This is a genomic window from Jeongeupia sp. HS-3 (assembly GCF_015140455.1).
In the GTDB taxonomy this organism is placed as follows: Bacteria; Pseudomonadota; Gammaproteobacteria; order Burkholderiales; family Chitinibacteraceae; genus Jeongeupia.
In genome coordinates this window covers 553047-566544 of record NZ_AP024094.1, presented here as the reverse complement: position 1 = coordinate 566544, position 13498 = coordinate 553047, and the positions used below count along the sequence as shown (strand labels likewise).

10 protein-coding genes are annotated in these 13498 nt (G+C 63.6%); 9 read left to right on the top strand and 1 reads right to left on the bottom strand.

What is annotated here, in order from left to right; all coding sequences use genetic code 11:
• Positions 1 to 99 precede the first annotated feature (99 nt).
• From JLC71_RS02675 to JLC71_RS02665, 3 genes are all read left to right on the top strand, one after another.
• Positions 100 to 993: a helix-turn-helix transcriptional regulator gene (locus tag JLC71_RS02675; protein WP_200917142.1), complete on the top strand. Its 894-nt coding sequence runs from the start codon at positions 100 to 102 to the stop codon at positions 991 to 993.
• A gap of 95 nt (positions 994 to 1088) precedes the next feature.
• Positions 1089 to 1979, top strand: a complete 891-nt coding sequence (locus JLC71_RS02670; protein WP_200917141.1) for an alpha/beta hydrolase — start codon at positions 1089 to 1091, stop codon at positions 1977 to 1979.
• A 220-nt stretch (positions 1980 to 2199) separates the two neighbouring features.
• Complete coding sequence (locus tag JLC71_RS02665) at positions 2200 to 3513, top strand: hemolysin family protein (protein ID WP_200917140.1); 1314 nt, start codon at positions 2200 to 2202, stop codon at positions 3511 to 3513.
• A gap of 80 nt (positions 3514 to 3593) precedes the next feature.
• Here the strand turns inward: JLC71_RS02665 and JLC71_RS02660 are convergent, their stop codons facing one another.
• On the bottom strand, positions 3594 to 4709 hold the full coding sequence (locus JLC71_RS02660) for a VIT1/CCC1 transporter family protein (protein ID WP_200917139.1): 1116 nt from the start codon (positions 4707 to 4709) through the stop codon (positions 3594 to 3596).
• A 430-nt stretch (positions 4710 to 5139) separates the two neighbouring features.
• On the opposite strand from JLC71_RS02660, the gene JLC71_RS02655 reads away from it, so the two are divergent.
• From JLC71_RS02655 to JLC71_RS02630, 6 genes are all read left to right on the top strand, one after another.
• Positions 5140 to 8649, top strand: coding sequence for an FtsK/SpoIIIE family DNA translocase (locus JLC71_RS02655; RefSeq protein WP_236250952.1), 3510 nt, complete (start codon positions 5140 to 5142; stop codon positions 8647 to 8649).
• Positions 8646 to 9389 carry a tRNA pseudouridine(65) synthase TruC gene (locus JLC71_RS02650; RefSeq protein ID WP_200917138.1) on the top strand — a complete coding sequence of 248 codons (744 nt, stop codon included), beginning with the start codon at positions 8646 to 8648 and terminating at the stop codon, positions 9387 to 9389. The genes JLC71_RS02655 and JLC71_RS02650 overlap by 4 nt, the downstream gene beginning before the upstream one ends.
• 57 nt (positions 9390 to 9446) lie before the next feature.
• Positions 9447 to 9809 (top strand): hypothetical protein, encoded by a 363-nt coding sequence (locus JLC71_RS02645; protein WP_200917137.1) that lies wholly within the window; start codon positions 9447 to 9449, stop codon positions 9807 to 9809.
• Positions 9810 to 10037: 228 nt separating this feature from the next.
• Complete coding sequence (locus JLC71_RS02640) at positions 10038 to 11360, top strand: MFS transporter (protein ID WP_200917136.1); 1323 nt, start codon at positions 10038 to 10040, stop codon at positions 11358 to 11360.
• 120 nt (positions 11361 to 11480) lie between these two features.
• Positions 11481 to 13148, top strand: coding sequence for an energy-dependent translational throttle protein EttA (gene ettA / locus JLC71_RS02635; RefSeq protein ID WP_200917135.1), 1668 nt, complete (start codon positions 11481 to 11483; stop codon positions 13146 to 13148).
• 104 nt (positions 13149 to 13252) lie between these two features.
• A complete protein-coding gene (locus JLC71_RS02630) occupies positions 13253 to 13492 on the top strand; it encodes a VF530 family protein (RefSeq protein ID WP_200917134.1) in 240 nt (79 codons plus the stop codon).
• Positions 13493 to 13498: the final 6 nt, after the last annotated feature.

Below are 13498 nucleotides of genomic sequence, written 5' to 3'. Positions count from 1 at the left end.
AGTCTTTCGGCGCATAGTATTCCATACGAATGAACAGGGCGCATTTGCGAAAAATCAAAAAAACCTTTGCGAGCGCCACGACAAGAGAAGCGCCAGAACATGCAGATCACCCAACACTTTGAACCGCTGCCGCTGCGCGACGGGCTGATGCTCACGCGTACCGACGCCCCGGTGTTACACAAGCGGGATCTCGGCTGCACCGGCGCCGAGGCCGAGCTCGATTGCGGACTCAACATCGCGCTTTTCCTCGCCGGCAGCGCCGATGTCTCGTATGGCAAGCGCCGGCTGCAGCTGGGTTCGCACTGCGACACCGCCGGCCGGCTCGTCAACGAGGCCGCGCTGGTGTCGGTAGCGCAACCGGATGTATTCACCCGCCGCGCCACCGACAGCACCATCGAGCGCAAGGTCAGCCTGACCCTGAGCCGGGAATGGCTCGATTCCAGCGGCTTGCTCGACGGCGCCGAGCACGACGCGCTACGGCAATTCTGCCGCTGCCATCTGGCGGTGCAGCGCTGGCGCCCGTCGGCGCGGCAGATCGCCGTTGCCGAGTCGCTGTTGCGCCCGCCGGCGTACGCGCCCTTGCTGGAAAAGCTCTACCTGGAAAGCCGCGCCATCGAACTCGTGGTGCAGACGCTGGCGCAAATCGCCGCACCGACCACCACCGGCCTGCGGCCGCGCGAGCTGCGGCAGATGCAGGCGCTGCGCGATTACCTCGACAGCGGCGCGGCCGATGCGCATACGCTCGACGACCTCGCCCGCCACGCCGGGCTGAACGTCAATGCCATGCAGCAGCGCTTCAAGCAACTCTTTGGCCACACGGTCTTCGATTACCTGCGACTGCGCCGCTTGCTGGTCGCGCGCGAAGCGCTCGAACGCGACGGTATCAGCGTGGCCGAGGCCGCCGATCTGGCCGGCTATACCAGCGCCGCCAACTTCGCCACCGCGTTCAAGCGCCGTTTCGGCATCACCCCCAAAGCCGCGCGGCTGCGTTGATCGTCGTCGATGGCCGATCGAACCGGTCACAGGCAAACCGACCGCCATCGGGCCGACCAAACAAAGCGTTCCAACAAGATATATTGGTACTCATGATGTTCAAACTCAGCCGATTCGCACCCTTGCTACTTTGCCTGCTGATGACACCAAGCCTTGCCGCCACCCCGCTCCCGCCACCCCGCCCACTGGCCATCACCGGGGCGGTGCAGTACGAGCTCAAGGCCCAAAGCAACGGCCTGCCCTATCGCATCTTTGTCGCCAAACCGCAGAGTCCGCCGCCCCCCAACGGCTACCGGGTGCTGTACCTGCTCGATGGCAACGCCCACTTCGCCATCGCGGCCGGTGCGGCGCGGATGCAGCGGCCGCTGCAGGACGTGCTGGTGGTCGGCATCGGCTATCCGACCGACCAGCCCTTCGATAGTGACCGGCGCTATTTCGACCTCACCTCGCTCGTTCCCGACGAGCGCATCCCGAAGAAATTCAACCGCCCACCCAAAACCGGCGGGCGCGAGGCCTTCGCCGATTTCCTCCAGCAGCAATTGATGCCGGCCATCGCCGCGCGTTATCCCGTGGATGCCAGCCAGCAAACACTGTTCGGCCATTCGCTCGGCGGCCTGTTCACGCTGCATCTGCGCTTCAGCCGGCCGACGCTGTTCAGCACTTATCTCGTCGCCAGCCCGTCGGTCTGGTGGGATGAGCGCGCCATCGTCACCGAAGCCACAGCCTATGCAAGCAGCAAGCCCGTTGATACGGCCCGGCTCCTGATCACCGTCGGCGGCAAGGAAACCCAGTTCAATATGGCCAGCGAAGCCAGCGCATTGGCGCAACGGCTCGCCAGCGTGCCGGGCGCCGCCGATCGCGTCGCGTTCCAGCGCTTCGATGACGAAGACCACGGCTCGGTCGTCCCGGCGAGTATCGGCCGCGCGCTGCGCTTCGCCTTCTACCCCCGCCAGACTCACGAACCGGGAGCGGGCGCAGCGCCTTAGCAGCGCGCAGTCATTGTCGCCACCGCCCACTCACCGCTAACATAGTATTTCCTTGAACAACCTCCCAGGAGTGACCGGGCTTTCGCCCTTCACCATATGGACATCCCCAGTTGCCGAAGTAAACGTGATTCCGCTTGCTCATCGCCGCCGTGCGCGTGGCACCCCCTCGACCTGACGGCGCCCCGCCGGCAGAGCGCTCTCCGCAACGGAGAACGCTGAAATGGACGTCCTGCTCCTGCTGGGATTGATCTTGCTGAACGGCATCTTCGCGATGTCCGAGATCGCCCTTGTCACCGCCCGCAAAGCCCGCCTGAAAAAACTGGCCGCCGACGGCGATACATCGGCAGCGACCGCGCTCAAGCTCGGAGAAGATCCGACGCGCTTCCTCTCCACGGTGCAGATCGGCATTACCTCGATCGGCATCCTCAACGGTATCGTCGGCGAATCGGTACTGGCCGCACCGCTTTCAAGCTGGCTGCAAAGCTTTGACCTGCCTGAAAAGGCCACCGGTATCTTCGCAACCGCGCTGGTGGTCATCGTCGTGACTTACGTCTCCATCGTCGTCGGCGAACTGGTGCCCAAGCGCCTGGGCCAGCTCAATCCGGAGGTCATCGCCCGGCTGGTGGCCCGGCCGATGCAACTACTGGCGCTGATCGCCCGCCCCTTCGTCTATCTGCTGACGATGTCGACACACGCCATCCTGCACCTGCTCGGCGTCAAGCAGACCGGCAATCAGGGCGTCACCGAAGAAGAAATCCAGGCCATGCTCGACGAAGGCTCCGAATCGGGGGTGATCGAGCAACATCAGCATGAAATGGTCCGCAATGTGTTCCGCCTGGACGATCGCCAGCTCGGCTCGATGATGATTCCCCGTTCGGACATCACCTATCTTGATCTCTCCGCCCCGCTGGAAGAGAACCTGCGTCTCATTTCGGAATCGGAATACTCGCGCTTTCCGGTCTGCAAGGACAGCCTCGACGAAATCGTCGGCGTGCTCCACGCCAAACAGGTACTGGCCTATACGCTGCGCGGCGAGCAGCCCGACCTGACCGCCAATCTCGTCCCCTGCGTGTACGTGCCGGAAACGCTGACCGGCATGGAGCTGCTGGATAACTTCCGCAGCAACAATATGCAGATGGTGTTCGTGCTGGATGAATACGGCGAGATCGAAGGCATGATCACGCTGCACGATGTGCTGGAAGCGGTGACCGGCGAGTTCCATTCGGACAACTCCGACGACGCCTGGGCGGTACAGCGCGACGACGGCTCGTGGTTGCTCGACGGCATGATCCCGATCCCGGAACTCAAGGATCACCTCGATCTCAAGACCGCGCCGGAAGAAGCCAAGGGGCGCTACCACACGCTTTCCGGCATGGTGATGCTGCTGCTCGGCCGGGTGCCGAACACCGCCGATTATGTCGAATGGGCAGGCTGGCGTTTCGAGGTCGTCGATATGGATGGCAAGCGCATCGACAAGGTCTTGGCCGAGGCGATTGCGCCCGATGACGCGACGGCGAGCCAGAGCGACGACTAGCCGCGCGGTGCATCAGCAGCTGTTCACGATCTGTCGCCAGCGACGCTCAGCGGGTTAAAGGCAAGATCGTGAACGGGCTCTCAGGACAGCGATGCGCCGAGCCAATATCCCATGCCGAAGGTGATCGCCGCCGCCACCGACGCGGTCAGCGTCTGGCGGATTGCCGAGAACGTCGCCGAGCGCCCGTTGAACAGCGAGGTCACGGCACCGACGAAAAGCAGTGCCAGCACGCTGAGCACGGCGCTGCCGATAATCGCCACCGTGCCGTTCAGTAGCGCAAACGGCAATACCGGCATCAGCGCCCCCATCGAAAACAGTAAAAACGATACGCCAGCCGCACGCCACGGATTGCCGCCCAGCGCGTCGGGATCGATGCCGAGCTCCTCGCGCGCCAGCGCCTGCAAGGCGGTATCCGGGTCCTGCATCAGCCGCGCGGCGATCTGTTCGGCTTCGTCCTTGGGCAGACCCTTGGCACGGTAAATCAGCACCAGTTCGTGCTGTTCCGCCTCGGGCGTTTGCGCCAGCTCCTCGGCCTCTCGGGCCAGTTGCGAGCCGGCCAGCTCGCGTGCGTTGGTAACTGACAACCACTCGCCCAGCGCCATCGACATCGCGCCAGCCAACAGCCCCGCCGCGCCGGTCAGCAGCACTGATGCCTGCGCGGCGCCAGCACCGGCCACCCCCATGATCAGGCAGAAATTCGACACCAGCCCATCGTTGACGCCGAGCACCGCCGCGCGCAAATCGTTACCCGAGCTCACGCCGCGATGCCACGGTTCAGCGCGGGCAATCGCGGCGCCATCCACCGAGCCGCGGGCAACCGCGCCGACGATGGCCGCGTGACTTCGTTCCTCCGATGACAGTGCGCCGGCGTCGGCCTGTCCGGCATATTTGTTCTCGTCGGCGGCTTCGGCCGCAGCGACCGACGCGATCACGAAGGACGGGCCGAACCAGCGTATCAGCCGCCGCAACAAGCGCGTCTTGAAGTCCGGGCGAAACGCCGGCACCGCCACGCCGGCGGCCTCAAGACGCTTGCGCCAGATCTGTGCATGTCCTTGCTCGGCCTCGGCCAACTGGCGAAATATCACCCGCCGATCCGGGTTTTTCTCGGCTTCGGCCAGGGCCTGATACAGCGCAGCGCTGTTCTTTTCATCACGCCAGTTATTCAGAAAACGCTGAGTGTTGGCGGCGGTTTTCATGGCGTGGCTCCCGGTCATTCAGACCTGATCGAGCATACGCCGCAGACAGGGAGCCACCAAACCCGCCGCAGGCGACGGACAGGCGTGCTTGCACGACGGCAAGACAATATTCACGCATAGCGGAACAAGCGCTTTCGGCCCAATCCGGGGCTTGCATGCCATCCGGATTACCCGCTGTGACGCAGCGCACACGGTGCCTGCCAGCGCCACGCCCGCTGCCGGACGCAGCTGCGACTGTGATACACTTTTGGCCTTCATCAAACTGCACCGGGCAGCGCGGCATACCTGCCGCCAAGCCGCATTCCAGCACGATTTTCGTGCTTGTTCTGCCGCTCTCCGACGCCGCAGCCCCTATTGAATTCCAGGTGCCGCCCCGCTTGCGCCGCGGCTGCCTGTTTCGGGCCATACCGGCCCGCGAACTGGAAATCCCGTGTCCCAAGATCCGCGCCCCCAAGATATCGAACCGGAAGCCACCGAGCAGGGCGCCGCCGCAAGCGGCCAGTTCCGTTTCATCAAGACACTATCGTGGCTGTTCGCAAGCCTTGTCGTCCTGTTGATGACTTTGCCCGGCGGCCCCTTGGCACTACTGTTCGGCCACGTCAGCTGGCTGCTGGCACTGCCGCTGCTGCGACAGGCATGGCGCAGTCGCTGGCCCTTGCAAGGCGAGCCGCGCCCGGGCCGCGCCTTGCGCATTGGCGGCGCGGTGCTGCTGTTCATCACGCTGGTCTTTGCCGACTACCTCGCCGGTGACAATGGCCTGCCCAAACTCGGCGAATGGCTGCTCGGCAGTCTGGGGCTCGTGCATGGCAACGCCGTCGCGGCGATCGTCACGCTGCTGCTCGGTTTTGGCATCGGCATTCCGCTGGCAACCCAGCATCACTGGCCGGCGCTGCTCGCCTCGGCCAACGGAGCCTTGCGCGAGGGCATACCGGCCTTGCGCGATTTTCATCCATTCGAGCGGCTGGCGAACTGGTGGCGCGATCTGCGCGATACGCCGTACTACAACACGGCGAGCGAGCCCGAGCCGGAAGCCACGTCCGAACCCGAAGAGGATTACAGCGAAAACACGCCCTCGATCGGCCTGCGCGAAACCACCTCGAAAATGCTCAACAGCGCCGGCAATGCCGCGTCGCAACTGCTGCCGACCGAGCGGATTTCGGGCTGGTGGCGCACCATGCAGGAGAAGCGCGCCGAGGCGAAAGCCCGCGCCCCGGAGACGGACGACACCGCGTTCGAACCTGCTCAGCACATCGAACCGCGCTTTGACGTGGCGCCAGCGGCGATCGCTACGCGCAAAACGCCGAGCGAACCTCAAGCCGAAACCAGGGTGCACGCAGCAGCGCCCATGCAGCGGGTCGAGTCGGCCGCACCGGCGACGGTACGCGCGTCCCGCGCCGAATTTGTCCGCGAGAACCGCGATGAACCGGGCCTCGTCACGCCACCGTCAACGCGCCGCGAAGCCCCTCCACCGCGTCAAGCCAGCGAACCGGCACCGCGCCCACACCGCGAGTTGCCGGTGATCGGCCCGCAGCAGGTGATGGACAATCTGCAGCGCGTGTATCGCAACCGTCCGGCTTCCGTCGCGCAAGCCGCGCCGGTGATGGCGGTGATCGAAGCCGACGAAGTGCGCGCCCGACTGCGCGAAATCCACAATGGGCGGACCCCGGCGCCAACGCCGATGCGCTCGAATCAACCGGTTGAACTCAATACCCGTACCTTGCGCCTCCAGGCCGATCAGGCACTGCGCGCATCGGGCCGGGTTGTACCCCAGCCGATCAACCGGCAGACAAGCACGCCCGCCGGCAGCCAGCCACGCGTGACCACCCGCCCTTTTCCAAACAAGCCCGCCACGCCCGCAGCGGCGCGCTTGAACACCCCGGCGGCGACCGCTCCAACCATACCCGCGCCGACACCCGCTGAAGCGGTCACGATTGTCGCACCGCTCGTTGAAACGGTTCAGCTCGTCCCTGAAGACTCGCGCATCACCCCGCTACCGGCCGAACTGCCGCCGCTGGAGTGGAGCCTGCAGCAGACCGCGGCACCAACCGCACAGGTAACGACGCTTGAGATCGAAACCGAAGCGCCTCCAGTCCCGGCAGTAGATACCGTTCCGGCCGTCATCGCGCCCACGATCACCCCCGCGCCTGAGGCCGACGCAGTGGAAGCCGCAGCACCGATCGAAGCCACAGCCGAGCCGGCCACAACGATCGATGTGGCAGTCGCCGATATCAGAACGGAAACCGCAGCAGCCATCGCTCCGGCAGTCGCCGCCACAGTTGCTGCCATCCCGACCCCGGAATCCAAACCGGTAACGCCGTGGCAGCCGGCCGCAGCGACCACGCTCGAATGGGATGATGACATCGCCGAGCAAACCGTCGGCAAATCGCCAGAGCCGGTCGTCGCGCCGCTTCCAACCACAGCCGTCGTCCCCGGCCCGACCGCGCCAAGCCGGCATTACGACGAATCAAAACTGCCACCGCTCTCGCTGCTGCAGCCCGCATCCAGTTTCGTGCAAACGGTATCCGAAGAAGACCTGCTCGAACGCGGCATCCTGATCGAAGAGCGGCTGGCCGAATTCAAGGTCAAGGTCAGCGTGGTCGATGCCTACGCCGGCCCGGTGATTACCCGCTTCGAAGTCGAACCGGCTGTCGGTGTGCGCGGCGCGCAGATCGTCAACCTGATGAAAGATCTGGCGCGCGCGCTCGGTCTGGCATCGATCCGCGTGGTTGAAACCATTCCGGGCAAGACCTGCATGGGGCTGGAGCTACCGAACCCGACCCGGGCGATGATCCGGCTTTCCGAAGTGCTTGCCGACGATGTGTTCACCCAATCGGGCTCGAAACTGACGCTGGCACTGGGCAAGGACATCACCGGCAAGCCATCGGTGATGGATCTGGCCAAGGCGCCGCATATGCTCGTGGCCGGCACCACCGGCTCGGGCAAGTCGGTCGGCGTCAACGCGATGATTCTATCGCTGCTGTACAAGGCCACACCGGAAGAAGTCCGCTTCATCATGGTCGACCCGAAGATGCTGGAACTGTCGGTGTACGACGGCATTCCGCATCTGCTGGCGCCAGTGGTGACCGACATGAAGCTCGCCGCCAATGCGCTGAACTGGTGCGTCGCCGAGATGGAAAAGCGCTATCGCTTGCTCAGCGCCATGGGCGTGCGCAACCTCGCCGGCTTCAACCAGAAGGTCAAGGATGCCGAAAAAGCCGGCAAGAAGCTGACCAATCCGTTCACGCTGACGCCGGACAACCCCGAGCCGCTCGAACACCTGCCCTTCATCGTCGTGGTCGTCGACGAGTTCGCCGATCTGATGATGGTCGCCGGCAAGAAGATCGAAGAACTGATCGCCCGTCTGGCGCAAAAGGCCCGCGCCGCCGGCATCCATTTGATCCTCGCCACCCAACGGCCGTCGGTCGACGTGATCACCGGGCTGATCAAGGCCAACATTCCGACCCGGCTGGCGTTCCAGGTATCGAGCAAAATCGACAGCCGTACCATCCTCGACCAGATGGGCGCCGAGGCGCTGCTGGGTCAGGGCGATATGCTGTTCCTGCCGCCGGGCACCGGCTACCCGCAGCGCGTGCACGGTGCGTTTGTCGCCGACGACGAAGTCCACCAGGTCGTTGAATACCTGAAACAACAGTTCGGCGAACCCGATTACGTCGACGGCATTCTCAACGGCGGCTTCGATGCCGAGGCCGCCGGCAATACCGGCGGCAGCAGCAGCGATGCCGAGGCCGATCCGCTCTACGACGAAGCCGTGGCGATGGTGATGCAGTCGCGCCGGGCATCGATTTCGTCGGTACAGCGGCAGCTGCGCATCGGCTACAACCGCGCAGCAAGGCTGATCGAAAGCATGGAAGCCGCGGGCCTGGTGAGCGCGATGGAAAGCAACGGCAACCGTACCGTGCTCGCGCCGGGCGGCGAATGAGCCGCGAAACGCTGCCGCTGTTGTACCGCGATGAGTATCTGGTCGCGGTGCACAAACCATCGGGCTTGCTGGTGCACCGGTCGATGATCGATCGGCACGAAACGCGCTTTGCGATGCAGATCGTCCGCAACCAGCTCGGCCAGCGCGTTTACCCGGTGCATAGGCTCGACAAGGGCACATCGGGGATTCTGATGTTCGCGCTCGATCAGGACACCGCGCGCACGCTGACCGCCGCGTTTGAAACCCGCGCGGTGGAAAAAACCTATCTGGCCGTCGTGCGCGGCTGGTTGCCCGAGGCCGGCTGCATCGATCATCCGCTCGCGCGGCTGATTGATGCCTACGAATTCGCCGGCGATGCGGTCGCGACCAGCGCACAGGACGCGGTCACCGACTACCGCCGGCTGGCGAGCACCGAACTCGATATCGCCGTCGACCGTTATCCGACCAGCCGCTATTCGCTGGCAGAACTCTCGCCCTTGACCGGCCGGCGCCACCAACTGCGCCGCCACCTCAAACATGCCAGCCACCCGATCATCGGCGACGCCACCTACGGCAAGGGCCGGCACAACCGGATGTTCGCCGAGCGTTTCGGCGTAGCGCGCATGCTGCTTGCCTGTGTCGATCTGAAACTCGCCCATCCGGTCAGCGGCGAAGCGCTTGAACTGGGCTGCCCGCTGGCCGACGACATGCAGTCGGTGATAGCCGCGCTGGGCTGGGCTGACGCTCTGCATCCACACTAACCACCATCACATTGCCTCGATCTGGCGTGATGTTTCAGATCAGCCAAGGAGTAGTAAATGATCAATGGAGCATATAGCTCAGTCCGCCTAACACTCTTCAAGCATGGTGCTGAGTCATTTTTGGCAGCATTAGATGAGGCTCGCATTCCGCACGGTCCCATCTTGACGTACTCAACCGGCCCCCAAGCCTCGGGTTTGGTTGAAGCGATTACCGCCCTTTCAGACGCCATGCCCTGGAATGCCATCGCGAAAGTCGTTGTTGCGTGGATAGAGGCAAGAAAAAGCCGAGAAATATCGATCAGCACAGAAGCGGGCGAAACAATACATGCGAAGGGCTACTCTGTGTCCGAGGTTCAGCTACTTCTTCAAAAATCCATAAACGTCGTAATCATTGATACAAAGCCCAACGAAGAAACGTAACGACGCACGCAGCATCCTCCGGTTCGCTTAGCGAATTTAACGCCCCACTCTTTTGCTCGCCTATTAGCTTCATCGTTAGAATGCACCTTGGCTGTGCACTCCCGGCACTTGCGCAGGACCCACCCCGTCCCGCATCGCCGCCCACCACCCCTTGGGCGATCCGCTGGCAGTCCCTACCCCGACCCGTCGTCGCGCAGCCGTTTTCCATGACTACGGCTCCTGCTCACCATGACTACGCCCCTCTCGACGACGACCGCATCGGCCCATCGCCCACTGAACCGCGATGATTTCCGCACGCTGACGCTGTCCGCCCTTGGCGGCGCGCTCGAATTCTACGACTTCGTCATCTACGTCTTTTTCGCCGCCGTCATCGGCAACCTGTTCTTCCCGCCGGACATGCCGGACTGGCTGCGCCTGCTGCAGACCTTCGGCATCTTCGCCGCCGGCTATCTGGCGCGACCGCTGGGCGGGATCATCATTGCCCACTTCGGCGACAAGCTCGGCCGCAAGAAGATGTTCACGCTGTCGATTTTCCTGATGGCCGTGCCGACGCTGGCGATTGGCCTGATGCCGACCTACGCCAGCATCGGCATTGCCGCGCCGCTGCTGCTGCTGCTGTTCCGCGTGATGCAGGGCGCCGCGATCGGCGGCGAAGTCCCCGGCGCTTGGGTGTTCGTGGCCGAACACGCCCCGGCCAACCGCACCGGCATTGCTGTCGGCACGCTGACGGCCGGCCTCACCGCCGGCATCCTGCTCGGTTCGCTCGTCGCCGCGGCAATCAACACCCGCTACAGCCCGGAAGACGTGGCCGGCTACGCGTGGCGGATTCCGTTCATCCTCGGCGGCGTGTTCGGCTTCTTCGCCGTCTACCTGCGCCGGTTTCTGCAGGAAACGCCGATTTTCAAGGAGCTGCACGCCAACAAGGCGCTGGCCGACGGCCTGCCGCTGAAGGCCACGCTGCGCGAGCACGCCAGCGCCGTGGTGGTCACGATGCTGCTGACCTGGGTGCTGTCGGCCGCGATCGTGGTGGTGATTCTTTACACACCAACCTATCTGCAAAAAGTCCAGCACATCGCCCCAGCGCTGGCGCTGCAGGCCAACAGTCTTGCGACCCTGGCGCTGACGCTGGGCTGCATTGTGTTCGGCGCAGCGGCCGACCGCTTTGGCGCACGCAGTACCATGCTGATCGGCTTTATCGGCCTGTTCGCCAGCAGCTACCACTTCTACACCGGCCTGCCGGGCACCGACTCGACGCTGCTGGTCAATTACACGCTCACGGGCTTCTTCGTCGGCGCCATCGCCACCGTGCCGTTCGTGGCCGTGCGCGCCTTCCCTGCGGCGGTGCGCTTTACCGGGCTTTCGTTCTCGTACAACGTCGCCTACGCCATTTTCGGCGGGCTGACGCCGATGCTGCTGACGCTGTGGGTACAGCGCGATGCGCTCGCTCCCGGGCATTACATCGCCGCCATTGCCTTGCTTGGCATCGCGCTGGGTTTCGTGCCGCTGGCGGGACGCAAACACAGCATCGCCACCACTCTGGCTCGCGCCTGAATCCGGGCCACTCCCCGTCAAAGCCCGGCCGATGCCGGGCTTTGTGTTTATAACGGCGCTGCCCGGCCCCCGCTTTGGTAGAATCGCGCCATTCAAAACCAGTCTGGATTACGGTTTCTCATGGCTCAATATGTAATGTCGATGCTCCGCGTGAGCAAGATCGTCCCGCCGAAACGGCAGATCATCAAGGACATCTCGCTCTCGTTCTTCCCTGGTGCCAAGATCGGCCTGCTCGGCCTGAACGGCTCGGGTAAATCCACCGTGCTGCGCATCATGGCCGGCGCCGACAAGGAGTTCGACGGCGAAGTCCAGCATCTGGCCGGCGTGAAGATCGGTTATCTCGAACAGGAACCGAAGCTCGACAACGAAGCCACCGTGCGCCAGGAAGTCGAATCGGGCATGGGCGAAGTGATGGCGGCGCAAAAGCGCCTCGAAGAGGTGTACGCCGAATACGCCATGGAAGATGCCGACTTCGACGCGCTGGCCGACGAACAGGGCCGGCTTGAAGCGATCATTTCCGCCGGCGCCGGCGACAACACCGAGCTGCAGATGGAACTGGCCGCCGACGCACTGCGCCTGCCGCCATGGGATGCCAAGATCGGCCTGCTCTCCGGTGGTGAAAAGCGCCGCGTCGCGTTGTGCAAGCTGCTGCTCTCCAAGCCCGACATGCTGCTGCTCGATGAACCGACCAACCACCTGGACGCCGAATCGGTCGAATGGCTGGAACAGTTCCTGGTGCGCTTCCCCGGCACCGTGGTTGCGGTGACCCACGATCGCTACTTCCTCGACAACGCCGCCGAGTGGATTCTCGAACTCGACCGCGGTCACGGCATTCCGTGGAAGGGCAATTACTCGAGCTGGCTGGAGCAAAAAGAAGCCCGCTTGAAGCAGGAAGAAAGCACCGAATCGGCTCGCCAAAAGGCGCTGCACAAGGAACTGGAATGGGTGCGCCAGAACCCGAAGGCGCGTCAGGCCAAATCCAAGGCGCGGATTGCCCGCTTTGAAGAATTGAGCAGCTTCGAGCACCAGAAGCGCAATGAAACGCAGGAAATCTTCATTCCGGTCGCCGAACGCCTCGGCAATCAGGTGATCGATTTCAACGGTGTGTCCAAATCGTTTGGCGACCGGCTGCTGATGGACAACTTCAGCTTCTCGGCCCCGGCCGGTGCCATCGTCGGCATTATCGGCCCGAACGGCGCCGGTAAATCGACGCTGTTCAAGATGATCGCCGGCAAGGAGCAGCCGGATTCGGGCACCGTGGAAATCGGCCAGACCGTGCAAACGGCCTTCGTCGAGCAAAGCCGCGAAGGGCTGGAAGACGACAAGACCGTGTTCGACGATGTCTCCGGTGGCAACGACATCCTCACCGTCGGCAAGTTCGAGATGAGCAGCCGCGCCTATCTGGGCCGCTTCAACTTCAAGGGCGGCGATCAGCAGAAGAAGGTCGGCATGCTCTCCGGTGGCGAGCGCGGCCGTCTGCATCTGGCCAAGACGCTGCTCAAGGGCGGCAACGTGCTGATGCTCGATGAACCGTCCAACGACCTTGACGTCGAAACCCTGCGCGCGCTCGAAGATGCGCTGCTGGAATTCGCCGGCACCGCCTTCGTGATCTCGCACGATCGCTGGTTCCTTGACCGCATCGCCACGCACATCATCGCGGCCGAAGGCGATTCGCAATGGACCTTCTTCGACGGCAACTATCAGGAATACGAAGCCGACAAGAAGAAACGTCTGGGCGAAGAAGGCGCGAAACCGAAGCGCATCCGCTATAAGCCGGTGACGCGCTAAACAGCGAAAAACCGCTGCAGCTGCAGCGGTTGACCGTGTACAACGAGCCGACGCGTCGGCTCGTTTTCTATTCCGCCGCGTGATGTGGCAACAAGGCGATCAAGATGACCGATACCCAAGTCAGTAACCCGCTACACGGCGTAACGCTGGAAAAAATGCTGATTGATCTGGTGGATTTTTTCGGCTGGGAAGAACTCAGCCGGAAGATCGACATCCGCTGCTTTGTGACCAACCCCAGCATCAAATCCAGCCTCACCTTCTTGCGCCGCACCCCGTGGGCGCGCGCCGAGGTCGAGCGGCTGTACGCGTATTGCCTGCAGCGCTATGGGCGCCAGCATCAGTAGCAGCCT